Below are 24,649 nucleotides of genomic sequence, written 5' to 3' on the forward strand. Positions count from 1 at the left end.
TCACACCTCCTCTCCCCCGACGGTTCCCCCAAGCGCGGCCCAGGCTCGCGCGGCGTTGTCGATCAGCCGCTCGGCGTCGGCGATGGCCGCGTCGGCGTCGCTGCGACGGTAGTGCGCATCCACGTGAGCGCCGGGGTGGGCGTCGGGATAGCGGGTGGGGATGTAGTGGCGCGTCAGCCGAGCGGCGGCGTCGGCCGCGTCGGGGGCGTCGGGCCAATGCGGCGACAGCAAGCTCGCAGCGCGATGCTCCAGCACCGTCAGATCGTGGCCCCAAGCCTCCTCCCCGATGCCGTGCAGCAGGCCCTTGACCGATAGCTGCGCCGCCTGCTCGGCCAGGAAGCAGGCCCACTCGTAGCGCTCGCCGTTAGCAGCCAGCCGAGCGGTGTCGAGCGCCCGGTGGGCGTGGCGCTGCCACCGGTGGAACTCGGCGTCGTCGAGCTCGCTCATCGGCTCGTCTCGCGCTGGCCGGAGCCTCGGCGACGCCCGCGGGTGGACTGGGGCGGTCGCCAGGCGGCCAGCTCGTCGGTGGTGATCCCCAGGCCGCGCGCCTCGTCGTCGACGAAGCTCGCGAAGAAGTCGTCGAGACGCTGGCCGTAGGCGGGCACGTACTCGTTGTGCCACTGTCGCAGCCACGGCACGAGCTCGTGCAGGCCCGCCAGCAGCGGCACGAGCTGATCGTGCTCGGCGCCGCTGTCGCGCGCGGCGTTGTAGTGCTCAGCCAGCGCCTGCGCCTGCTGCAGGTGATCCCACCCCGCCCAACCGATCACCGGCGTAGTGTCCGCGCCGACCTGCGTACCCGGGTAAGCGATGAACCGCTCCTTGGGCACATCGAGCTTGCCCCGCAACGACCAGGACGTGGCCGAGCGGAAGTCGCCCTTGGCGTACTTCGGAGGCACCGGGATCTCGAGCTTGGCCTTCTCCTTCTCCGCCTGCTCGCTGGAGAGGTGGTCGGGATCGTCCTCGGGCAGCCTCGCGCGCCGGTCGAGCTCGTCCTCCTCGCGCTGCAACGCCCACACGCGCTCCCACACCGCCCGCTTGCGCAGACCCGAGTCGGTGAACCGGTACGCGGCGAGGTAGGGCACCGCGTCGTCCTCCACGAGCCGGGTCACCAGCTTGGTGAGGTCGACGTCGCTGCGCCCCGCGTAGCGCTGCGCCACGACCGCGAAGTCCTCGTCGCCGCGCACCAGGTCAGCGAGCGCCGCGGTGGACCGCACGCTCGGCCACGCCCACAGGTGGCGGGCTTCGAGCCGGTCGAGCAGCCACTCGCGCAGCGCGTCCTGCTCGAGGTCGCCCCAGTCGTCCCAGTTCCACCGCCGCTTGTACTCGGGCCGCTCAAGCAGGTTGAGCTTGCGGTCGTCCTCGATCAGCTCGATGCGGCGCTCCACCAACAGGCGGTACGCCTCGGGCCAGTGCGCAGGCAGCTCGCTGATCGGCGTGGAGCCGTGCCGCTCGAACCACGACGTCGTCGCCTCGCCGCGCACCTGCCGGCGCGCGAGCACGATCTCGAACGCGCGCTCCCCTCGGTTGAGCGCCGGCAGCTGCTCCTCGGGCAGCGTGAGGTCCTCTTCGAGCAGGCCATAGTGCTGATAGCACTCCCAATCGAGCTCCTCTTGGAGTGCCCCCATCCGCGCACGGAGCTCGTCGACCTGCTCTGCGGCGGCGTCGAGCCGCTCGGGACGGGGCGTCTCCTCCTCAGCGATCGCGTCCGGCAACGAGGCCGACAGCTCCGTCGCCAGCTCATCCAGCCGACGGGCTCGCGGCAGCGGCGTCTCGGCGGGGATCGGGAACGCTTTCAGCTTCGTACCATCGAACTCGTACCGCCCCTCCCAGGGCTCGTCCTGAATACCGCGCCCTAGCCCGCTACCCCCTTTGGGCTGGAAGACCTGCTTCATCCAGAAGCACGCCGCCGAGCTGTTCAGCAGCCCCACCAGCTCCAGGTGCTCGTCCTCGGTCGCGTCCTCGGGCAGCTTGATCACCGGCGCCGACTGCTTGAACACCTTCCCACCCCGATCAAGCACGAAGTGGTTGTGCGTCGCCACAAACGCAAACGTGAACGACAGTCCTGCCAATAACCGGTCTGCCGAAGCGTAGGTGTACTCAGCCCAATGGAGTCCCCGGAGCTCCTTGGTCTTACCAAACATCAGACCGGCGCGGAGTGTAGTGCGCACAGGCCAAGCTAGGCGGAGATGCGCATCCGGCACGTCGACATATAGCGACCCATCGTAGGGGAACAAGGCCACCATATCATCGCCGATGCTCCAATCGCGTACCACATCCCCGGTGACGAAGCCACGAATATGCTCCGTAGGCAGTCCTTTACGAAGCGGAGCGGAGGGGGGCCATTCCCCGAAGAGGCCGTCCTCTCCGGTGATCGCACCGAAACCTATCGATTCGATCCCGCTCAGGAGTCGACTTCCCGCCACTCCTTCGATTTGAGCCATCGACTCCGGGGCCGCTCCACCCCGAAGACTCCAAGGGTGCCGTGCAAACTTTTCACGCTCAAGATCCACAACGGATACATAATCGTTCTCTGACCCTGGCCGAGAGACGAGGTTGACGATTGATGACCACACTTCACCACGAGCCGGACTGTCGGGCCGTCCGGGTTCACCTCGAATGCCTAGCACCGCGCGCACCGTACTGGTCGCCGGTTGTTGATCTCGACCGAGGAGAATCACGGTAGGCGTACCGTGGCCGGGGATGTACGCACCCGAGGTGTCGATCACGTGGGTGAGGTCGTAGCGGGGGAGGTGCTTCTCAATCAAGTCCTTGCCGAACTCGCGCTTCATGAACGAGTTCGCGGTGATCGTCCCGACGTAGCCAGCATGGCCGTTGCCGCGTGTCGCGAGGTCGAAGAATCGTTCGGTGAACGGGACGGAAGCGGCGTACTTCCCACGGCAGGAGTCGTACCGCTCTCGGTAGGCCCGGTTGAGCGCGGGATCCTTGACGGTGATGTAGGGCGGGTTGCCAACGACGGCTTGGTACTGGTTGGCCGTGAGAAGCTCGTCGGCGAAGTCGCCGTCTTCGAACGGGTAGCGGTGCTGCGCAAGCGCTGTGGTTTGGGCGGACGTTGCGAACATCTCGTCCGGGCGGGTGCCGTGGATAAGCGAGTCGCCCGTCGCCACGCGGAGGTGGAAGTTCGGCGCGTCCTGGAGCTTGCGGATACCGGCGGCCTTCAGCGCGGCGACGAGCAGCCGGAAGCGCGCCACCGACACCGCGAAGGGGTTGACGTCGACGCCGTTGACCTGCTGCAGCGCCCGCTCGGCGAGGGTGCGCACCGGGGTTGCCGGCTCGTGGCGTCGCCACGCTTCCAGGAGTCGCTCGAAGGCGCCGAGCAGGAAGTGACCGGACCCGCAGGTCGGGTCGATCATGGCCGCCTGCTCGATGCCGAACTCTCGGATCGCCGGGTCGAGCGTGCGCTCGAGGATGAACTCCTCGACGAACTCTGGAGTCTGCAAGAGCGCGAACTGCTTCTTCGCGTGCTCGGAGAGCTCCTGGTAGCAGTCGCCGAGGAAGCGGGTGTCCAACTCGGCGTCGGTGAAGTCGTGAACCAGCTCGCCGGACGCTGCGTCGACGCGCCAGAACTCGTCGAGCAGCATCCGGGCGCCGTCGTCGCTCGGACCCAGCAGCCACAGCGGGTTGGTGTCGGCGAACAGCTCGCGGGTGCCGGGTAGCTCGGCGTAGCGGCCGAACACCTCCAGCAGCCACGCCCGATTGCCAGCGGTGCGGTGCTGGGCGAAGAACTCCGCGCGGTGGTCGCCGGCGATCGCGCGGCGGCGGCCGGGCCCAGAGATGAGCGGCACCTCGACCAGCTCGTTGTCCTCGCAGAAGCGCACGAAGACACAGCCGAGCACCCAGGCGACCGCGACCTGGTGCAGCCAGTCCTCGCGCCAGTCCTCGTAGGCCCGGTCGGTGCGCCCCGCCGACTGGGCCTGGGCGTGCCAGCCGCGCACCTCTGCCGCGACCTCGTCGACGGTGTCGGTGCGCCCGCGCAGGTCGTCGACCAGCCGGGTCACCAGCGGCGCGAGGGCGTCCATGAGCTGTTCGCGGTCGATCACGTCGCCACCTCGGAGTGCTCGGCGAGCCACGCGCGGGGCACGTGGGCGTGCTGGTTGGCGGTCACCACGGGGATCGCGTGCCCGTCCACGCTCGGACGCGCGTGCGGGTCCTGCCCGGGCACGAGCACCAGGAGCGCCCGCACCGCGTCGGCGGTCGGCTCGCGGGTGACCTGCTCGCGGAGGCGTTCGAGCACGTCGAGGCGCTCGTAGCGGGCGAGCAGCCCGAGGCTGACCGCGACCACCCCCTCGTCGGTGGTGCGCAGGCGTTCCTCGATGCGGGGCACCGCACGGCCGACCAGGCGTTGCAGCAGCGACCAGGCGCGCGAGTCCGGCGCGGCGGCGTCCGCGGCGACCAGCGTGTCCCAGTCCGCGTTCGCGCGCCCCGCCTCGGCGCGCATCGCAGCGACCAGCTCGGCGTCCACGTCGACCACCGTCGCGCCGAGGCGAGCGCGCATCGCGTCGGTGGCCTCGCGCAGGCGTCCCGCCTCGACGGTGAGGGCGAGGAAGCCGCCGTGGCGGGTGAGCTGGTCCAGGCGGTGGTCGAGGGTGCGCACCGCCTCGTCGCGTTCCTCGCCGTCGTCGAACGAGGCCGTCGTCGACGAGCCGGTGCGCGTCGACAGCGCCCCGCCGCGCTCAGGCACGCGGTAGTGGCCCTCGCGGCCGTCCTCGCCCTCGTGCCAGACCAGGCCGACCTCCGCCTGCTCGAGCAGCTGGTCGAGCTGCGGGCGCCCGGGCAACGGCTGCGCCTCGGAGAACCGCGCGCGGACCCGGCGCTGCACCTCAGCCACGGTCAACCCGCGCCGGTCGATGAGCGCGCCCCGCGCCTCGGTCAGCGCCTGCTCGGCCGCCATGCCCCGCGGGTACAGCTCCAGGCGCGCAGACACCGCGGCGGCCTCGGACGCCGCGGTCGCGGTGCGGACCACGCGGGCATCCGACAGCGCCGGGCAGCCCTCCGGGGCCTCGACCGCGCGCAGCTCCGCCACCGCATCGGCGTAGGACGCGAGCGGGCGCTGGCCCGCGAGCCGGTCGGCGACCGGGCCGAGGTCGGCGGCGTAGTCGATCAGCAGCCCCGCGTCCCACTGCCGCGGGCCCTCGTCGCCGGCGGTCTCGTGGTCGAGCGCGACCACCAGGCGCGAACCCAAGCGCTGGGCGCGAAGCCGCGGGCGGTCGAGGCTCTGCTCGGCCTCCACCGCGGCGCGCACCGCGGCGCGGGACTTCTGCTGGCGGTAGACGCCCATCGCCTGCGAACCTCGGCGCTCCAGCAGCACCGCCGCCAGCTCGTCGGCCGAGGCGATCCCGCCCCGCTCGTCGAGGAAGCCGACGAGGTCGGCGCGCACCTGGGTGATCTCGGGCTTGCGGCGCCAGTTCATCCGCACCGCGTTGAGATGCTCGATGACCTCCTCGGCGGGAAGCTCAAGCGCCTCGGCGACGTGGCGCACCGTCGGCCACGCCTGCCCGTCGGCGTCGTCGCCGAGCAGGGCGCTGACGACCGCGCGGCGCTCCTCGCTGGCGGGCTTGCGGGGCACCGCGATCGCCGCGAGACGGTCGACGCTCGCCGCCTCGGGGTCGACCGGCTCGGCATCGTCGCCGAGGTGCTCGCGCAGCCGCTGGGCGAGCTGGGCGAGCTCGCGGCGGGTCGCGCCGCTGGCGCCGGAAAGGCGGGTGAGCTCGGCGGCGGGGATCACCGCGAGGTCGCCGCACGTCGCCGCGCCGAGGCGGTCCAGCAGGCTGATCTGCCGCGCCGAGAGCCCGAGCTCGCGCAACGGCGTGTCGGTGGTGACCGCCTGCAACTCAACCTCCTCGGCGGGAAGGTCGGTGGCGCCGTGCTCGGTCCGGGTCGCGGGCGCGTCCGCGCCGGCGAACGCCCGCTGCCACGCGTCGAGCATGTCGCTGGCGGTATCGAACCGCTGGGCCGGGTCTCGGTGCAGGGCGGGCTCGAAGAACGCGGTCAGCCGCTCGCGCACGAACGGGTCGAGCATGTCGCTGGCGACCGTCGGCACGGTCTCGTCGGTGAGGTCCGGCGCGGTCGTCCCGTCGCCCCAGCGCGGGCGCGTGCCGGTCGCCATCTCGTGCAGGGTGACCGCGGCGGAGTAGCGCTCGGCGTCGGGGTCCCAGCGCGGCGTGGCGCGCTCGGCGAGGAACGGGTCGACATAGCCGACCGTGCCCGCCCGCAGGTCCGACGGGTCGCTGCGAGCCAGCGAGAAGTCGAACACCAGCAAGTGGCGCTCGTCATTCTCCCCGCGCGGCAGCACGCCGAGGTTCTCGGGTTTCAGGTCGCGGTGGGCGACGCCGTGGCGCTCCAGCAGAGTGAGTGCGCCGACGAGGTCGGCGCCGAACCGCTCCAGCAGATCCAGTGAGAGCGGCCCGTCGCGCTCCAGCCGCGCGGCGATCGTCTCGTCGGCCGCCTCGAGGCGCAGCACCTGCCGGCCCGCGATCTCCACGAGGCCGTAGGTCGCGACGATGCGTTCGTCGCGCAGCCGCTCCAGAGCGGCGTGCTCGTCGCGCAGCCGGTCGGCAGCCTCGGCGTCGCGGGCGATCTTGAGCACCTCGCGGCGGCCGGTGTCGTGGTCGGCGAGCAGCACGGTGCCGGTGCTGCCCGCCCCGAAGCGCCGGACCACCGCCCACTCGCCGATGCGGTCGCCGGGCTGCGCGTCCACGGGATCGGCCTGCTCGGGGCGGGTGAGGTCGGCCACCGCGAAGTCAAGCCACTCGAGGAACTCGTCGACCGAGACGGGCCGCTCGGTCGGGGCCTTGCGGGTCGCCTCGGCGACCGCGACGTCGAGGCTCGCGTCGGCGTCGTCGCTGACCGCCGCGAGCGACAGGTGGCCCTGCTCGGCCAGCAGCGCGTCGCGGGTCTCGCGGTCGGCTGCGGGCGGCTGGCCAGTGAGGATCAGCACCGCGACCGCGCCGAGCGAGAACACGTCGGCCAGACGCGCGTCGGCGTCGGGGATCTGCGCGAGCTCGGGGGCGAGGTAGCGCTCGGCGGTCTGCGACAGCAGCGCCTCGAAGTCGGAGCCGGCCACCGTCGAGTGGCGCGTCGACGTCGTGGTCTGCGCGCGCCCGACCGTCTGCCAGTCCCGCACCCGCAGCTGGCGCCGGTCACCGCGCTGGGCGACGACGACGTGCTCCGGGGCGAGCGCCCGGTGGGCGATGCCCTCCTCGTGGGCGTAGCGCAGGATCTCAGCGAGCTCGCGGACCAACTCGACGCGGGCGAGCACGTCGAGCTCGGGGTCGTCGGCGTGCTCGGTGAGCCAGTGGTCCAAGCGGGTCGCGTCCGGGTCGAAGTTGAAGACCTGCACCGGCCCGCGCTCGTCGGTCTGGAACTCCAGGGGCCGCTCGATGCCGGGATGGTCGATCGCCGCGAGCAGCTCGAACTCGCGGCGGGCCGCGCGCTCCAGCTCGGTGTACTCGGTCCGCGAGGCGCTATCCGGGACGCGGAACACTCGCAGGCGGCGCTGCACCCGAAACGAGTCGGCGTGCTCGGCGAGGAAGTCCTGCCACGTGGGGCCCTCCCCCAGGACCTCCCCCAGCTCGTAGGGGCCGACGCGCCGCTGCGTGGTCACCGGGCGGATGCCGGCCTGGTTCATGGCCTGGGCGACCGCGTGCGACATCGGCGGGTCGACGTGGGGCCCGTGGCGCGGGTCGACGTGGGTGAGCCGCTCGAGGATCCCGCGCAACGGCGAGCGTCGCCGCTTCTGCCCCTCCTGGGGATCAGGGCCATACACCCCCGCCGCCGCTCGGTCGTCGAGCTCAACGGTGGCGCGGTCGCTGGAGAGAAAGACCGCCGCCTCGACGTAGAGGTCTTTGGGATGCACGTGCCCGCGCTGGAACACCGGCTGCGCGGTAAGCACGCTCTTGAGCTTCCTCGCCTTATGGTCAGCGAGATAGCGCGGGTGCCGCTCAAGGCGCGGCCGCCCACCGCTCGGACCGGTGACCTGCCACTCCGCAGTGTCGCCGGCGACCGTGCCGGTGTAGTGCTTCAACTCAACCAGATACACCGCGCTGGGAGTGACCACCAGCAGATCGACCTCGTAAAGCTTGCCGTCCTGGGCGACGAAGGTGAAGTTCGACCAGGCGCGAAACGGCTCGCGGTCCTCCAAACCCCGACGGATGAACTCCAGGCCGACGCGCTCGTGGTCATACTCGGACCGGGTGACCTCGGTCCACCTGGCATCGCTGAGCACCCGGGATCCGCCCTCCCCGCAGGCATACACCGCAAACACGGCACCGGCCGCATGGTAGCCACCGTAGATCGCGGGTGTGATGCGCCACGCGACTGCCTTCTTCCCTCAGACGAGTGGGGCGACGCTGCCACATGTCGCACTCATGCGCGATCACGTCGCCTGGATCTGCCTTCGAGCTTCGGGGAGGCCCGCATGACTTCGCGAGTGATCCAGCCACCGCGGGACGAGCCCGAAGCTCGACGCCGCCGGCTTCTCGCTAGGGTCGGTGCGATCCGAAAGCGTTCCTTGTCGACGCAGCGCTCGGGCGCCGGCGCGGAGTCGTCGGCAGGCCGCCATCGACGACGACCCGTCGACGCTGGTCACAGCAGCTTCGTGAGCTGCTCGAGCGGGAAGGGCGGCTGGGCCAACGGCGGGACCACCAACCGCACCGCACCAGGGGACGATCATTGGCGGCGCTTCGGTCGCTCGCTCCGCGTTGCGGACGGTCCGCTCGGTCGCCTAGCGTCCCGACCCTAGTCGGGGCCGGCGACCCGTCCCCCGTCGACCGTCCCTGGACCGAGGAGTCCCACATGGCCAACGACGTGGAGCGCACGGGCATCGTCGGCGGGGGTCAGATGGGCGCAGGGATCGCAGAGGTCTGCGCTCGCGCGGGCCTCACGGTCAACGTCGTCGAGCTCGAAGGCGCCGCCGCTCAGCGCGCGAAGGAGCGCATCCGCAGGTCCCTCGACCGAGCCGTGGAGCGCAATAAGCTCGAGGCGTCCGAACGTGACGCGGCATTGGGGCGCGTCACCGTTGGGACCGACGTGGACGCGCTCGCGGATTGCGACCTCGTCATCGAGGCGGCACCAGAGGACCTCGCCATCAAGCACGAGATCTTCGAGCGGTTGGACCGCCTCGTGAACCCCGAGACGATCCTCGCAACCAACACGTCATCACTGTCGATCGCGCGCATCGCGGTCGCGACCAGTGATCCCGATCGTGTGATCGGCCTGCACTTCTTCAACCCCGCGCCGGTGCAGCCGCTGGTGGAAGTCGTACCCTCGCTGCAGACCAGCGAGGAGGTCCACGTCCGTACGGATCGCCTCGCCCGCGAGGTGCTCGGGAAGACCCCGATCACCTGCCCCGACCGCGCCGGGTTCGTCGTCAATGCGCTGCTCGTGCCCTACCTCCTGAACGCGATCCGGATGGTGGAGGCCGGTCTTGCTAGCGCCGAGGACGTCGATACCGGCATGGTCAACGGCTGCGCGCACCCCATGGGCCCGATCGCACTGTCGGACCTCGTCGGCCTCGACACCGTGCTCGCCGTCGCTGAGGCGCTGCACGGGGAACTCGCCGACCCGACGTGCGCGCCACCACCATTGCTTCGCCGGATGGTAGAGGCCGGGAGGCTCGGCAAGAAGACCGGACGCGGGTTCTACACCTACGACACCGGACCTTGACCCGCCTGTGACCCGGAGCCGCGATCCTCGCCGTTGGATAGCGACAGCTCAAACGCGCGTTCGCGTCGTAGGAGCCTGCGTCCAGGTCATCCAGCCGACACTGGCGAGCACGAGCGTGACACCGAAGAGCTGCGCAACGGTCAGGAACTGTGCCGCGAGCACTGCCCCCAGAACCGTCGCAGTCACCGGGCTGAGGAGCATCAGCACCGACAGGACGTTGGGTGAGAGGGTGCGCAGCGCTCGGAACCATAGCCAGTAGGCGACACCGCCGCCTAGAACGGCGAGGTGGAGCAAGCCGAACGCTCCCGGCACGTCGAGGGCGAGCGGGTCGGCGTCGAGCACCAGCAGCGGTGGGATGAGCAGGATCCCCCCGAAGAACAGCTGCCAGGCGGGCATGCATCGCAGCGAGAGGATCCCTCTCCACCGCTGCGTCAAGACGAGGCCAAGGGCCATCGAGAGAGCTGCACCCGCCGCTGCGACCACGCCGACCGGGTCGGGTGTGGCGCTCGCTCCCCCGACTAGCATCGCGACACCTGCCAAGCCCGAGAGGGACGCCACCACCTGGCGGGCTCGTAACGGTTCGGCGAGAAGCATCGCCGACAAGACCCCGACGACGAGCGGTTGGGTGGCCACGATAGTCGCAGCGAGACCCCCGGGCAGGCGATAGGCGGCCACGAACAGCAGCGGGAAGAAGACGGAGATGTTGCACGCGCTCACGACCAAGGTTCGGAGCCGCTGGCCGGAAGCCGGCCAGCGGCCGAGCATCGCGATGAACAGCACACCAATGGGCAGTGCCCGCACCGTCGCCGCCATGAGGGGCCGACCTGCTGGGAGCAACTCACTCGTCACCAGGTAAGTGGTCCCCCATAGCGCCGGCGCCCCCACGCCGCTCGCAAGGTCACGAGGATCCCAGCCGAGTCCCGTCACGCCGCCTGCTCGGGATTACCGAGGACGTCTTGCAGCGCCTCCAGGCCCGCGAGGTCACGTCCGGAGAGAAAGTGGTCCACCGACGGGAGCACGGCAGCGATCCCACGGGCCTCGGGGCGGAACTGCGGATCGCCTTTGAGCGGGTTTACCCAGATGAGCTGGTGCGCGAGACGACCCACGCGTGCGGCCTCCCGACCTAGGAGCTCCGGGTCACCACGCTCGAGGCCGTCGGACACCAGAATGACCAGGCTTCCCCGGACGCTACCGAGCCGACCGTAGCGGCGGGTGAAGTCGCGCAGCACAGGACCGAGACGGGTACCCCCGCCCCAATCGGGCACGCGTCCCACGGCGTCCGAGACGATCCTCCTGGGGTCCCGGTGCTCGAGACTGGGCGTCACGCGGGTCAGGCGCGTCGAGAAGCAGAAAACCTCGACCGGCCCCCACTGCCTCCGCAGCCAGGCCGCGAACAGCAACAGCGCTCGCGCATAGGAACTCATGGAACCGGACACGTCGAGGAGCAACACCACGCGCCTAGTGCGCACGGTACGCCGCCGACGCGCCCTAAGATGCGCCCGGTGCGGGCGCACCGCAGCCTCTCGCAGCCAGCGACGGACATCGACCCGCCGGCCGCGGGGCGCAGCCCGCATCCGGCGCGTTCGCCGCTGCGGCGGGACCAAGTGCCACGAAGCGAACGCCTCCTCGAGCCGCGACAGCTCCTCAGCGCTCCACAGGGCGAAGTCCTTGGTGCGCAGGCGCTCGACGTCGGATGCCGCGGCGCCCACCGCGTGCTCACGATCGTCGACCCGATCCTCGTCGCGCGTGGTGACCTCAGCGTCGATGAGCTCGGTCTCCGGCTCCTCACGAGATCGTGAGTCCACGACGTCCGTGGTGGCGCCCCCGCTCAGGAAGTAGGAGGAGAAGAGCCGGTCGTACACGGGCACGTGGACCCGACGTGACACCAGCAGACTGCGTCCAGCCCAGTAGACGTCACGGAGGTCAACGGGGTCGAGCACGGCGACCCCGCGCACGAACCGTTCCGCGTGGCTCGGCGTGCAGGGGACACCCGCGGTTCGGAGCAGTCGTACGAACCCGAGGAGGGCGTCCACGAGCTCCCTCCCGAGGGAGGCGACCTCGCGCTCAGCGTCGGCCATCCTGTACGCGCCCTTCCCCCGCCGGCGCCGCTAGTCCGATACGAGGCCCACGAGCGCCTCGCGGGCTGCCTCGAGATCTTCGTGGTCCTTCACGACGAAGCCGATCGTCTCCTCGACGCTCTCTGCCTCAAGCTCGGTCACCCCGAGCAGCCCGAGGACCCGGGCCCAGTCGATGGTCTCGGCGACGCCGGGAGGCTTGGCGAGCCCGGCGTCCCGCAGGCGCCGCACCGCGTACGTGACGGCCTCTGCCAGGGTCAGCGGCACCTGGGGGGCGCGTCGGCATACGATCTCCAGCTCGCGCTCGGGCGCGGGGAACTCGATCCAGTGGTACGCGCAGCGGCGTCGCAACGCGTCGTGCAGCTCGCGAGTGCGGTTGGAGGTGAGGACGACCGCTGGGCGCGTCTCGGCGCGAACGGTGCCGACCTCGGGGATGGAAACCTGGAAGTCGGAGAGCACCTCGAGCAGGAAGGCGTCGAACTCGTCGTCGGCTCGATCGATCTCGTCGATCAACAGGAGGGCCCCTGCACCCCCGCTGAGTGCCTTCAGGAGCGGGCGCTCGATAAGGAACCGTCGGTCGAAGGGCTCGAGGTCCTCGCCCCGCTCCATCGCGAGGCGGGCGGCCAGCAACTGCCGCGTGAAGTCCCATTCGTACAGGGCCAGGCTCGCGTCGATGCCCTCGTAGCACTGCAACCGGATGAGATCCCGTCCGAGGGCGGCGGCTAAGGCCTTGGCGAACTCCGTCTTGCCGACCCCGGGTTCGCCCTCGAGCAGCAGCGGCTGCCCGAGGGCGAGCGACAGGTGCGCGGCCGTGACAAGGCCCCGGTCGGCCAGGTATCCGGCGTCCTCGAGGCGGGCTTGCATCGCCTCGCGCGGTGGTGGATCCCCGCGGCTCACACGCGGCCCCGTCGACCTGCCGGAGCCGGTCCGCTGCGGCGGCGCATCCCCCGGCTCAGGCCGCACCCTCGCTTGCCGCGTGGATCATCTCGAGCACGCGCTCCGGGTTCAGAGGCCCGTCGCTCACCTGCACACCCCAGGGCCGCAAGGCGTCCTCGACCGCGGCCATCAAGACCGTCGGCGTCCCGATGCAGCCCGCCTCGCCGACACCCTTGGTGCCCAACGGCGTGATCGGCGACGGCGTCTCGAGGTGGCGCATCTCCACCGGTGGAGTGGAGAGGAAGTTGGGCAACTGATAGTCGGTCAACGTTGGGGCGAGCATGCTGCCGTCATCGCCGTAGGCGAGGTGCTCCAGCATCATGCCGCCGTAACCCTGAATCATCCCCCCGACGACCTGGGCCTCCACAATGCGGGGGTTGATCATCTTACCGACGTCGTGGACGACCCATAGCCGTTGCACGTCCACCTGGCCCGTCTCGGGATCGACCTCGACCAGGGCACCCTCCGCTCCGCTGGCGTGCGCCGGATACAGCCGCACCCGTCCATTCTCGTCGGGGACCCAGTTGACCTGGGGGTTTGTCCAGACGAAGTTGCCTTCCAGGGTCGGCTTGTCCTCGCCGGGCAGGGCCGCGTAAGGGCCGGGGAACAGGTAGACGGCCTTCGCGACCTCCCCGATCGTCATACGCTGCGAGGGTGCCCCACGAACCGACACCGCGCCGTCGCCGAGATCCAGGTCCTCGACGTCGGCCTCCATCAGGTTCGATGCGGCCTTCAGCAGCTTGCCGCGCACCTCGTCCGCGGCCCTGTGGACCGCTGTAACCCCGTAGGTCGCACCGCGACTGGAGAACGATCCAAGCCCGTAGGGCACGGCGTTGGTGTCGCCGAACACAACGCGCACGTCGTCGGGCGAACAGCCGAGGACGTCCGCGGTCACCTGCGCGATCGCCGTCTCGACGCCTTGCCCGATGTGCTGCATCCCGGTCAAGGCCATCACTTGACCGTCGGGGGTGATGCGAACCGAGGCCGACTCGTACCCGTTGAACATCGACATGGGAATGGAGGCCGACGAGGGCTCCAAGACGGTGACGATCCCCAGACCCAGGTAACGGCCCCCGGCCTGAGCCTCTTTCCGCCGACGCTCGAGTTCGTCGAGATCCATCGCCTTGACCAGCTCGTCGAGACACTCGGTGAAGCTCCCGCTCTCGATGATGGGGCCACCGGGGGTCTCGTACGGGTACTCTGTGACGAGGTTACGCCTGCGTAGGTCGATACGATCCAGCGCGAGCTGCTCCGCGGCCGCGTCCATGAGCCGTTCGATACCGAGGTTCGCGATGTCCTTGCCGTAGCCTCGGTACGCCCCGTACGGAGCCTTGTTCGTGACGACGCACTCCACCTTCGCCCAGTACGCTTTCGGGGTGTACGGTCCGCTGCCGTAGGTGCCGCCGACGAGCAAAGCACCGAGGCCGCCTGTCCGCACGGCACCGTCGCAGCCCATGTCCCCGCGCAGATGGTCGCGAACGGCGAGTAGCATCCCGTCGCGCGTGAACGCCCCCTGGATGTGATAGTCGAAGTCGCGCGACGCGGGACCGCTGGTCATCCACTCGCTCCGGCGCTCGACCCACTTCACTGGGCGACGCGTGGCGACTGCCATCATCACCGGAATGATCTCGGCATCGACCTGGAGCTTGTTGCCGAAGCCGCCACCAACATCGTTGGCAAGCACCCTGACGTTTGGCTCGGGTATGTCGAAGGTCGCGGCGAACAGCGTACGGCATTGATGAGGGAACTGAGTCGACAAGCGCACCGTGAGTTGGTTAGCCCGCGGATCGTACTCCGCGACGACCGCACGGCCCTCCATGGGCACGCCGCTGTAGCGGTGCGAGGCCACCTCAACCTCGACGATGTCGTCGGCCTGCGCGAAAGCCTCGTCGACGTCCCCGTATGAGACCTCCCACACGCACTGACGGTTATCCGGCCAGTCCTCATACAGCAACGGGGGGGTCCCACCGTCGAGCCCGAGGGCTTGATCCATCGTGGTGAGCGGCTCAAGTACCTCGTAATCGACCTCGATGAGGTCGAGTGCGTCCTGCGCGATGTAGGGATCGTCGGCGGTCACCGCGGCAACGGGCTCGCCACAGTAGTGGACCTTGTCGACCGCCAGCCCGTAGACGCTGGGCAGCCGCATGTCCAGCAGATCCATCACCGGGGGGATCGGATTCCACAGCGCCCGCGCATCCTCGCCCGTCAGGACCGTCACGACTCCCGGCAGCTCCTTGGCCCGCCTGGTGTCCACCCCGCGGATCCGTGCATGAGCATGTGGGCTGCGCAAGATCGCGCAGTGCGTTTGTCGGGGCACCTCGCCGTCACCCGCGAACAGACCGTAGCCGGTGACGAGTCTGCGATCCTCCTTGCGCGGAATGCCCCGCCCCACCCATGCCGAGCCAGCGCCGTCAACCCTTGCCTGGTCCACTGAAGCGTGCGTCTCATCGGTCATGCCTGCTGCCCTTCCGTCCGCCCCTGACTGCCGTCAGCAGCCCGCTGCACCGCGCGCACAATGTTCTGGTAGCCAGTGCAACGACAGAGGTTGCCCACCAACCCCTGCCGCACCGTCTCCTCGTCCGGGTCCGGATGTCGTTCCAACAGGTCAACCGCAGCCATCACCATTCCTGGCGTGCAGAAGCCGCACTGCAGCGCGAACTCGGCGCAGAATGCCTCCTGGACGGGATGCATGGACTGTTCGCCGGAGAGCCCCTCGACAGTCTCGACCTCGCAGTCGTGGGCCTCCACGGTCAGCATCATGCAACTCTTCACGAGCTGGCCGTCGACGCGGACGGTGCAGGCGCCGCAGATGCCCTCTTCGCACCCGATGTGCGTACCAGTCAGCCCGAGCTCCTCCCGGAGGAAATCGGCGAGAAGCTTGCGGGGTTCCACGCGCATTTGATGCGGTTGCCCGTTCACCGTCACGGCCACAGCCGCGCCGCTCCCGGTATCCATGCTCGTCATGCCTGCACCCTCCTGGTGGCGGTTCCTCCCTCGGCAAGCAACGCCCGTCGAATCAGGACACGCACGACGCTGAGGCGGTACTGCGCCGAGGCGTGCAGGTCGCTGACAGGCTCGAGGCTGGTCGCGTCGAGTGCGGCGGCCGCCTCGCGGCAGGAGCCCTCGTCGACGACGCGGCCGAGGATGGACCGCTCGACGTCATCAAGGCGGATGGGCGTCTGGTGGATGCCACCGGCCGCGACTCCCGCGCGCTCGACGGGGTCACCGGCAAGGGCGACCCCCACGTTCACGATGGGCGGACCCTGCGGCTGCCGGGCAATCTCTAGGTAGGCGCTGATGGAAGCCCACCCGGGGACTCGGAGCTCCGTGACAAGTTCGTCAGCAGACAGCGTGGTGCGCCGGAACCCCGCGAACAGGGTTTCCACGGGGATCTCCCGCTCATCGCTGCTGGAGCGAACCACCACCGTCGCACCGAGCGCGATCAGCATCGGTGCAAGGTTGCCGCGTGGATCCGCCAAGCACAGGGCACCGCCGACGGTCGCCCGGTTGCGAACCTGTTGGTCCCCGAGGAGTTTCGCGGCCTCCGCAAACCCAGGCACACGGGCGCTCACGCGCTCGTCCACCGTCAGTTCGGAGATGGTCGTCAGCGCCCCAATCCGCAAGCCGCCGTCGGCGCCGTCGTCGATGCCACGCAACTCGCCAAGGCCCTTGACGTCCACAAGGTGGTCAGCGGTATCAGCTCGAAGCTTTAGGGCCTGCAAGAGTCCCTGTCCACCGGCCAAGACCCGACCACCGTCTTCCAGACTCCGGAGCGCGGAAGTCAACTGGTCCGGCCTCGTGTACGCGAACGCAGCGGGTCGCACCATGAAGCCCCTCCTCCCCCACCCGCGCCTGGGCTCATACCCGCGCGAGTGACTACCGACTAGTCGGTCGAGACTACGGCGGGGCGAGTAAGCCCGTCAAGGGGTACGCGAGACCGGAGCCCGGCAGGTGACCTGGGGGCGAACCCATCCTCCTACGTCGAACTGGGCGCTGTCTGTGGTGTCGGCGTCGACGACGCGGGATTACCGGCTCGCAACCCCTCGAGGAGCAGGCCCCAGAACCGATCTGCGATTTCCTCGGTCGCCAGCCCGCCGTCGGGCCGGAACCACTGATAGGCCCAGTTGCACATCCCAAAAAGCGCCAAGCTCGTCAGTCGCGGGTCCACTTCGCGGAACTCGCCCCGCTTCACGCCTCGACGGACGACGTCCTCGACGTAGGCCTGGTAGCGATCCCGCTTGGCCTCGAGCGTGCCCCGGTACTCATCGGTGAGCTCGCGATGGTGCTCGAAGAACACCCGAACGCTGCCCCGATGCGTCGCCATGAGCCCGATGATGTCGGCGATGACCTCACGCAGCTCCTCGGACGGCTCGTCGGAGAGTCGCGAAGCGTGCTGCTCCGCGCGCTCGAGCAGGAGGTTGATGAAGTCTTCGTGGATCCAAAAGAGGATCTCCTCCTTACTCTTGAAGTAGTGGTACAGGGTCGGCTTGCGGACCCCGACCGCGTGCGCGATGTCCTCCATCGTGGTCTGGTGGTAGCCCTGCGCGTCGATCAAGGACGCTGCCTCGCGGGTAATGGCAACCCACCGGGCCTGGCCGTCAGCTGATCTCGGTGCGCGCTCCGCCATGCTCCCTCCCAATCGTCGGCCCCTCCACCGTCACCTGCACTGAGCTAGCTCGTCGCCCACGCGCCCGACGCCCGAAGGGACGCCGCGTTCGCGCGGTGCGAGGCCGTCGCGCCACTGCAGACGGTTGACGGGTCGTAGTGCTGCTGCGTATCGTAGCCGATCACCGACCGACCGTTCGGTCGTGAGTCGAGTGTGGACGTTGATGTCGGGGCGGAGGAGGAGACAGCCATGCAGCGACCGGTGGAGTTCAAGTCCGAGGGCCTGACAGTAAAGGGCGTCCTCTGGATCCCCGACGATCTCGAGGAGGGAGAGCGGCGTCCCGGGGTCGTGACCGCGAACGGCTTCACCTTCCCCAAGGAGTTCCTGCTCCCCTCGATCGCCGAAACCTTCATGAACGCGGGCTACGTTGCCCTAACCTTCGACTACCGCTTCCTCGGCGAGAGTGAGGGCGAGCCCCGAGGGCAAGTCCATGCACTCAAGCAGGTCGAAGACGTCCTTAACGGCTTGTCCTTCCTCGAAACACAACCGCAGGTAGACCGGCATCGGCTCGGCGCGTGGGGTGCCTCCTACGGCGGCGGCCACGTACTCTACGCTGCGGCTCACGATCAACGCATCAAATGTGTCGCGGCGAACCTTCCCGTCACCAACGGCCGCCGTTGGCTTCGAGTGCAGCGGCACACCGCCGAGTGGTACGAGTTTCTCGACCGGGTCGCCGCGGACCGCCAGCGTCGCTTCGAGGGCAAGCCTTCCGAGATCGTAACCGCCTTCGACATCTTCGTGCCGGATGACGAGACACGGGCGAACTTCGAGAACGGCTGGAAGACCGTCGATCGGTGGGAGCCCTACGTGACGATGGACACCGCCGAGTACTGGATCCAGTACGCCCCGGAGTTCTACGTGGACCGCATCTCGCCACGCGCCATGCTGCTCACCCACGCCCAGAACGACCGCATCACCCCGGAAACCGAGTCCATCAGCGCATACGAGCGGGCTCACGAGCCCAAGAAGCTCTACTTGTATCCGTCGAAGTACAGCCACTGGGACGGCTACATGCGTGGCGCCGACGTGCACATGGGCACCGTCGTCGAATGGTTCGACGAACACCTCGGCATCTGATCACCCCAGCAAACATGACGGAGCAGACGACACCGAACCCGCCTTCAGAAGTCGAGGCCGCACTCCGCGGGGGTCGCGCCTACAACTTCGCGGTCGTGCTGGACCGCGCGGTCCAGCGCTTCCCCGATCGCGTGGCCCTCGTCGAGGGGCACGAGCGTCTCACCTACCGCGAACTTGCCCAGCGCGTGCACGCCGTGGCCGCGTGGCTCACGAAGCAGGGCGTCGGAGCCGGCGATCGTGTCGGCGCTGTGCTGACGAACCGCAAGGAGTTCCTGGAAGTCTTCTTCGGCGTCCTTCGGCTGGGTGGGGTGTTCGTCCCTATCAACTTTCGCCTCGCCGGCCCCGAACTCGCCTACATCGTCGAGCACAGCGGCTTGCGTGTCCTGTTCGGGGAAGCCCCTCAACTCGCGCGGCTGGAGGGCCGTACCCCGCTCGGCGTGCAAGTCATGCAGGTCCCGTCCGAGGAATACGAAGAACTGGCCACCCCCGGGCCGGAGGTCCCGCTGGCACCGCGCGGAGAGTTCGATCTACAGCGCATCATGTACACGTCGGGTACCACCGGACACCCCAAGGGCGTAATGATCCATCACGGCGCGGTGTGGTGGAAATGCCTGAACCAGATCGTGGAGTTCGGTCTCCACGCCGACGAGGTCTTCTTGGCCTCGGGACCGCTGTACCACGTTGGCACACTCGACCTGCCCGGTGTGGGGGTGCTACTGCAGGGCGGGCGGATCGTGATCCTGCCGCAGTTCGACCCGGTGCAGGTGCTGAAAACCATCGAAGCCGAGCGCGTCACCTGCACCTTCCTCGCGCCGTCGATGATGAACCGGCTGCTGGCTGAGGCAACCTTCGAGCAGCACGATCGGTCGAGTCTGCGGGTCATCATCGACGGTTCTGAGAAGATGCCCGCATCGCTGCTCGAGCGGATCCCGGCCGCCTTTCCCCACTCCCACTTCTTCGACGGATTCGGCATGACCGAGACGGTGACCAGCGACACGTTCCTCCCCCCGCGCCGCCTCGAGGAGAAGCTCGGATCGGTCGGCACCGAGACCGCCACGATGGAAGTGCGCGTCGTCGACGACGAGGACCGTGACGTGCCCGCCGGCGAGGTGGGTGAACTCCTGGTGCGCGGACCCAAGCTCTGTCTGGGCTACTGGCGCGACCCTGAGGCCACGTCCAAGAGCTTTCGCAACGGCTGGTTCCACACCGGGGACATGGCGATCCGGGACGAGGACGGTGACATCACAATCGTCGATCGCAAGAAGGACATGATCAAGTCCGGCGGCGAAAACATCGCCTCCGTCGAGATCGAGCGGGTGTTGTACGCACACCCCGACGTGCTCGAGGCCGCAGTCGTCGCACGATCCGACGAAACGTGGGGCGAAGCCCCCGTCGCGTTCGTGGCCCCTGCGGACGGTGTCGAACTGGACCAGGCGGCGCTGGAGGCGTTCTGTCGCGAGCAGCTCGCCGGCTTCAAGGTGCCCAAACAGTTCCTCACCGTCGATGCGCTGCCGCGCAACCCGTCGGGGAAGGTGCTCAAGCGCGAGCTACGCGCACGGGTCGAGTGACCCGTGCGGGGCCCGCCCATCGTGGAGGGGAGCGTGACAGATGCAGGCCGACATAGGGGTTGAGCTCGCCGGGATGTTCGATCCCGAGGGCACGCGGGACGTGATCCACCGGGTCGACGCGCTGGGCGGCGACTTCCTGTGGTGGGCCGACTATCGCTTCTACCGGGACGTGTACAGCATGTTGACCCGCACGGCGCTGTACAGCGACCGGTTGCGTTACGGCACATTCGTTACCGACCCATTCGCGCGACATCCCGCCCTCACCGCGCTCGCCATGGCCACCGCCGATGAGCTGGGCGGGGGCCGTGGTGTGCTCGGGCTCGGCGCGGGTGTCTCCGGCCTGCGAGAGATGCGGATCCCGCGAGAGCGCCCCGCCATCCGCATCTCCGAGGCCATCGACGTGATCCGCGCGCTGTGGCGCGACGGTGAGGCGACGTACGAGGGGGAGACGGTCTCTTTCGACGGGCACTTGGATTTCGCCGCTCGGCCGCACATCCCGATCTTCGTCGCCTCCAACTCGCGGCGAACCCTCAGCGTTGCTGGTCGCAGGGCCGAGGGTGTGATCGTGGAGGGCCTCTGCCGCCCGGCCATGCTGGATTACGTCTTCGAGCACGTGCAGCGGGGGCTCGACGCCTCTGGTCGCACGTGGAGCGACCTGTACTCGGTTGCGAGGCTCGATCTTTGCATCCATCCCGATCCGCAGGTCGCACGCGAACTCGCCCGCCACCGGGTCCAACACTATGTCTCGGTTCACGGAGCCGCCCGTTGGCCCGACCTGGCCGAGCTGCTGCCTGACGGCTTGGAGGACGAGATCAAGGCCGCTGGCTTCACCCACGACCCCGCGGTCGTGGAGCCGCTCGTCGCGCAGATCCCCGACGAAGCGGGGGAGCTGATCGCGTTGGTCGGCGACCCTGACGAGGTCGGCCGGCAGCTCGAGCGCGTGAGCGCGATGCCGATCAGTCAGATCAGCGTGTTCCCGATCCCCAGCCCCCCGCGCGGTCACTCGATTCCCGACGTGCTAGAGCTGTTCGCCTCGGTCCTGCGCCAGCTGAGCCAGGCTGGCGAACGGACCGCGCCGTGAGCGGCGCGTCCATGCTCGAATCCGCGCTCGCGGGCAAGGTGACGTGGGTCACCGGTGCGAGCCGGGGCCTCGGCGCCGCGATTGCACACGGCCTCGCTCGGGCGGGCGCGACGCTCGCGCTGACTGCGCGGCGCCCCGACGGCCTGAGCGAGACGGCGAAACGCGTGGAGGCCGAAGGCGCCTCGGTCGAGTGCCTGCCCGCGGATGTCAGCGACGCCACCGCCGTCGCCGCGGTCGCCGGCGACATCACCCACCGCCTCGGGCGGATCGACGCGCTCGTGCACGCTGCGGGCATCAGTCCGACGGTCGAGCGAGCCGAGACCCTTGAGATAGCCGAGTGGCAACGCATCATCGACAGCAACCTCGGTGGGGCGTTCCTCTGCGCTCGGTCGGCTGCGCAACAGATGCCGCCTGCTGGGGGCAGCGTGCTCCTTATCTCGTCGATCCACGGCACCGTCGGGATGCCTCGGCTCGCGGCCTACGGGGCGAGCAAGGGGGGCATCGAGGCACTCACCCGCTCCCTCTCCCTCGAGTGGGCGCACCGTGGCATACGTGTGAACGCGGTCGCGCCCGGCTACTTCGAGACAGATATGACTTCGTACGTCCGCCAGGACCCTGAGTGGCGGGACCAACTGCTGGCGCGGATTCCCATCGGCCGCTTCGGCACACCCGAGGAGCTAGTGCCCACGGCCCTGTTCCTGGTGAGCGACCTCGCCTCGTACATCACCGGGACGACGGTACACATCGACGGAGGGTGGCTTGCGGCCTGACAGGCACGGAAGAACCAGCGGGCCGCGCAGCGTGGTCCGTCGTCAGTGATGCGACGGAAACCCACCGGACGGTCACGGGTCCTGAATTGAGAGAAGGAGCTGTGCAATGGGGCTTCGGACTGCGGATCAGTACTTGAAAGGACTGCGGGACGACCGTCGCGTCCGGTATCGCGGCGAGACGGTTGAGGATGTCGTCGCGCACCCCGAGCTCGGTCTGGCGGCGCGTCACGCGTCCCTGGATTTCGCTCTCGCGGAGCGAGCCTCCCACAGCGACCTGGCGATCCGACATGACGGGGACCAGCCATACTCCGCCTACTTCCAGGTGCCCCGCACCACTGATGATCTCGCCGCTCGTTCTGCGCTCGTCGAGGCCGCCACCCGCGAGGGCGACACGCTCGTGCTGCTCATCAAGGAGATCGGCACCGACGCCTTGTTCGCCCTGATGCGAGTTCTCGAACGATACGGGCTCGATGAGGGTCAAGCCCGCGTCCACGAGTTCCATCGGCACTGCCGCGACGGCGACTTGTCCCTTGCGGTGGCCCAGACCGACGTGAAAGGGGACCGCTCGAAAGGCCCTTCCGAGCAGGCCGACCCGGACCTGAACCTGCGTGTTGTCGAGACGCGCGACGAGGGGATCGTGGTGCGAGGCGCCAAGAGCCACACCTCTTGCTCACCCTACGTGGACGAGCTACTCGTGCTACCCAGCCGCCGGATGCGCCCCGGCGAGGAGGATTGGGCGGTCGCCTTCGCGGTCCCCGTGGACACCCCGGGGCTCACGCTGTATGCGGCGGACTTCCTCCATGGCGACTTCTCGTCGTTCGATCGGCCCGTGAGCTCCCGCCACAAAATGATTGAGACGCTGACGGTCTTCGACGACGTCCTGGTCCCCTGGGATCGCGTCTTCCTCCACGGCGAGGCAGAAGCGGGCGGCGCAACAGCCCTCACGTTCGTTGAGTACCACCGCTTCACTGCCGTCAGCTACAAGTTGCCCCTGCTCGACGCGCTCGTCGGCACGGCGATCGCGGTCGCCGAGGCCAACGGGATAGGCCGCGCGGGCCATGTCCGCGACAAGTTGACCTGGCTCGCCGGCTACGCCGAGACCGCGCGGGGCCTGATCCAGCTCGCCGCCCAGCGCGGTGACGAAGAAAGTGGGATCGCGTACCCGGACGTGTTCACCACCAACCTCGCCAAGTGGACGTTCGCCCGGGACATTCACTACGCGTTCGAAGTCGTGCAGGACCTCGCCGGGGGCCTGCTCGTGACCGGCCCCTCCGCGGTTGACTGGCAGGCGCCGGAGATCCGGCCGATCCTCGAGAAGTACCTCGCGGCAGCTTGGCCGGCGGCCGACCGCATGGCCGTGATGAACCTTGCGCGGGATCTCACCACGGACCTTTACGGTGGCTACCAAGCGGTGCTCGCCCTGCATGCTGAGGGGTCGCTTGAGGCTGAGAAGCTGCAGATGTACCGGGCATACGATCACGAGCCGGCGCTCACCTACGCCCTCGGCCTCGCCGGCCTGCGCGACACGCAGGACGATCCGACGGCTTGAGCTGCTGACCGTTTCGAACCACACGAGGAAGGACACGAGGTGGGTGCGATCAGCGACGTTCTCGTCCTGAGCGGGACCCGCACGGCAGTGGGCAAGTACGGCGGCGCGTTCCGGGAGACCCCTCCGAGCGAGCTTGCTGCCGCGGTTGTCCGCGAGGCGGTCCGGCGAGCCAGCGTCGAGTCAGACGCGGTCGAGCACGTGGTCTTCGGTCACGTCATCAACACCGAGACCCGCGACATGTATCTCGCTCGAGTCGCGAGCGTGCACGGGGGCGTGCCGATCGAGGCGCCGGCACTCACGGTGAACCGGTTGTGCGGCAGCGGCCTGCAGGCGATCGTCTCCGCCGCGCAGAGCATCACGCTCGGGGACGCGTCGGTGGCGGTCGCCGGCGGCGCGGAGTGTATGAGCCGCGCGCCCTACTGGGTGCCCCACGCGCGCTGGGGCGCGCGCATGGGCGACGGGTTGCTCGTCGACGCGATGCTCGGCGGCCTCACCGATCCCTTCGACGACTGCCACATGGGTATCACCGCCGAAAACGTCGCCGAGCGCTGGAACATCTCCCGCGAAGACCAAGACGCCCTCGCAGTCGAAAGCCACCAGCGGGCCGCTCGCGCCCGCGACGATGGCCGCTTCGACGAGCAAATCCTCCCGATCGAGGTGCGCAGCGACAAGGCGAACGCGACGGTGACCGCGGACGAGCACATCCGTCCAGACACCGACGTCGATCGGCTTGGCAAGCTACCGCCAGCGTTCCGCGAGGGCGGCAGCGTGACCGCCGGAAACGCTGCGGGGATTAACGACGGCGCCGCGGCCCTCGTCCTCGCCAATGAGAGAACCGCCGAGGCCCTTGGGGCCGCCCGCCCGCTCGGCCGACTACTGGGATACGCCCACGCAGGCGTCGAGCCAAACGTCATGGGCATCGGGCCAGTGCCGGCGGTGCAGCGCGTGCTCGACGACACGGGACTGGTCGCCAACGATCTGGACGTCATCGAGCTGAACGAGGCGTTCGCCGCACAGGCGCTCGCGGTGATGCGCGATCTGAAACTCCCCCCGGAACGAACCAATCCCAACGGCAGCGGCATCTCGATCGGCCATCCGGTCGGCGCCACCGGCGCGGTCCTGACCGTCAAAGCGCTCTACGAGCTAGAGCGTGTTCAGGGTCGGTACGCACTCGTCACGATGTGCATCGGCGGGGGGCAAGGCATCGCCGCCATCTTCGAACGCGTGTAAGCATCACCAAACCGAG

General features: G+C 69.1%; 17 protein-coding genes. 7 read left to right on the top strand and 10 right to left on the bottom strand.

Annotation, left to right across the window (positions count from 1 at the left end; translation table 11 throughout):
- From ER308_RS02320 to pglW, 3 genes are read right to left on the bottom strand one after another with little or no spacing between them, the layout of a single operon-like run.
- The gene (locus ER308_RS02320; RefSeq protein ID WP_165491755.1) at positions 1–447 is read right to left on the bottom strand and encodes a HEPN domain-containing protein; all 447 of its coding nucleotides are present in this window, start codon (positions 445–447) and stop codon (positions 1–3) included.
- On the bottom strand, positions 444–4,058 hold the full coding sequence (gene pglX, locus ER308_RS02325; protein ID WP_205745849.1) for a BREX-2 system adenine-specific DNA-methyltransferase PglX: 3,615 nt from the start codon (positions 4,056–4,058) through the stop codon (positions 444–446). Before pglX ends, ER308_RS02320 begins: the two co-directional genes overlap by 4 nt.
- On the bottom strand, positions 4,055–8,281 hold the full coding sequence (pglW, locus tag ER308_RS02330; RefSeq protein WP_165491756.1) for a BREX system serine/threonine kinase PglW: 4,227 nt from the start codon (positions 8,279–8,281) through the stop codon (positions 4,055–4,057). Before pglW ends, pglX begins: the two co-directional genes overlap by 4 nt.
- A gap of 530 nt (positions 8,282–8,811) precedes the next feature.
- On the opposite strand from pglW, the gene ER308_RS02335 reads away from it, so the two are divergent.
- Positions 8,812–9,681: a 3-hydroxybutyryl-CoA dehydrogenase gene (locus ER308_RS02335; RefSeq protein ID WP_131153518.1), complete on the top strand. Its 870-nt coding sequence runs from the start codon at positions 8,812–8,814 to the stop codon at positions 9,679–9,681.
- A 48-nt stretch (positions 9,682–9,729) separates the two neighbouring features.
- Here ER308_RS02335 and ER308_RS02340 read toward each other — a convergent pair whose 3' ends face one another.
- The 7 genes from ER308_RS02340 to ER308_RS02370 form a co-directional block, all read right to left on the bottom strand.
- Positions 9,730–10,608: a DMT family transporter gene (locus tag ER308_RS02340; RefSeq protein ID WP_338029781.1), complete on the bottom strand. Its 879-nt coding sequence runs from the start codon at positions 10,606–10,608 to the stop codon at positions 9,730–9,732.
- Complete coding sequence (locus ER308_RS02345) at positions 10,605–11,759, bottom strand: vWA domain-containing protein (RefSeq protein WP_131153519.1); 1,155 nt, start codon at positions 11,757–11,759, stop codon at positions 10,605–10,607. Before ER308_RS02345 ends, ER308_RS02340 begins: the two co-directional genes overlap by 4 nt.
- Positions 11,760–11,789: 30 nt before the next feature.
- The gene (locus tag ER308_RS02350) at positions 11,790–12,653 is read right to left on the bottom strand and encodes an AAA family ATPase (RefSeq protein WP_205745851.1); all 864 of its coding nucleotides are present in this window, start codon (positions 12,651–12,653) and stop codon (positions 11,790–11,792) included.
- 55 nt (positions 12,654–12,708) lie between these two features.
- On the bottom strand, positions 12,709–15,147 hold the full coding sequence (locus ER308_RS02355; protein WP_131153520.1) for a xanthine dehydrogenase family protein molybdopterin-binding subunit: 2,439 nt from the start codon (positions 15,145–15,147) through the stop codon (positions 12,709–12,711).
- Complete coding sequence (locus tag ER308_RS02360) at positions 15,144–15,656, bottom strand: (2Fe-2S)-binding protein (protein ID WP_131153521.1); 513 nt, start codon at positions 15,654–15,656, stop codon at positions 15,144–15,146. The genes ER308_RS02355 and ER308_RS02360 overlap by 4 nt, the downstream gene beginning before the upstream one ends.
- The gene (locus ER308_RS02365) at positions 15,653–16,519 is read right to left on the bottom strand and encodes an FAD binding domain-containing protein (protein ID WP_131153522.1); all 867 of its coding nucleotides are present in this window, start codon (positions 16,517–16,519) and stop codon (positions 15,653–15,655) included. The genes ER308_RS02360 and ER308_RS02365 overlap by 4 nt, the downstream gene beginning before the upstream one ends.
- A 149-nt stretch (positions 16,520–16,668) precedes the next feature.
- Positions 16,669–17,319 carry a TetR/AcrR family transcriptional regulator gene (locus ER308_RS02370; protein ID WP_131153523.1) on the bottom strand — a complete coding sequence of 217 codons (651 nt, stop codon included), beginning with the start codon at positions 17,317–17,319 and terminating at the stop codon, positions 16,669–16,671.
- A 228-nt stretch (positions 17,320–17,547) separates the two neighbouring features.
- On the opposite strand from ER308_RS02370, the gene ER308_RS02375 reads away from it, so the two are divergent.
- The 6 genes from ER308_RS02375 to bktB all read left to right on the top strand — a co-directional run bounded on the left by ER308_RS02375 (position 17,548) and on the right by bktB (position 24,633).
- Positions 17,548–18,435: an alpha/beta hydrolase gene (locus ER308_RS02375; RefSeq protein WP_131153524.1), complete on the top strand. Its 888-nt coding sequence runs from the start codon at positions 17,548–17,550 to the stop codon at positions 18,433–18,435.
- Positions 18,436–18,449: 14 nt separating this feature from the next.
- Positions 18,450–20,003, top strand: coding sequence for an acyl-CoA synthetase (locus tag ER308_RS02380; RefSeq protein ID WP_131153525.1), 1,554 nt, complete (start codon positions 18,450–18,452; stop codon positions 20,001–20,003).
- 40 nt (positions 20,004–20,043) lie between these two features.
- Positions 20,044–21,084, top strand: a complete 1,041-nt coding sequence (locus tag ER308_RS02385) for an LLM class flavin-dependent oxidoreductase (RefSeq protein WP_131153526.1) — start codon at positions 20,044–20,046, stop codon at positions 21,082–21,084.
- Positions 21,081–21,854 carry an SDR family NAD(P)-dependent oxidoreductase gene (locus ER308_RS02390; protein WP_205745852.1) on the top strand — a complete coding sequence of 258 codons (774 nt, stop codon included), beginning with the start codon at positions 21,081–21,083 and terminating at the stop codon, positions 21,852–21,854. Before ER308_RS02385 ends, ER308_RS02390 begins: the two co-directional genes overlap by 4 nt.
- 106 nt (positions 21,855–21,960) lie before the next feature.
- Positions 21,961–23,403 (top strand): 4-hydroxyphenylacetate 3-hydroxylase N-terminal domain-containing protein, encoded by a 1,443-nt coding sequence (locus ER308_RS02395; protein ID WP_131153527.1) that lies wholly within the window; start codon positions 21,961–21,963, stop codon positions 23,401–23,403.
- 48 nt (positions 23,404–23,451) lie between these two features.
- On the top strand, positions 23,452–24,633 hold the full coding sequence (gene bktB / locus ER308_RS02400) for a beta-ketothiolase BktB (RefSeq protein WP_131156859.1): 1,182 nt from the start codon (positions 23,452–23,454) through the stop codon (positions 24,631–24,633).
- Positions 24,634–24,649 lie beyond the last annotated feature (16 nt).

Origin of the sequence: Egibacter rhizosphaerae, from assembly GCF_004322855.1 — a bacterium.
Classification (GTDB): domain Bacteria; phylum Actinomycetota; class Nitriliruptoria; order Euzebyales; family Egibacteraceae; genus Egibacter; species Egibacter rhizosphaerae.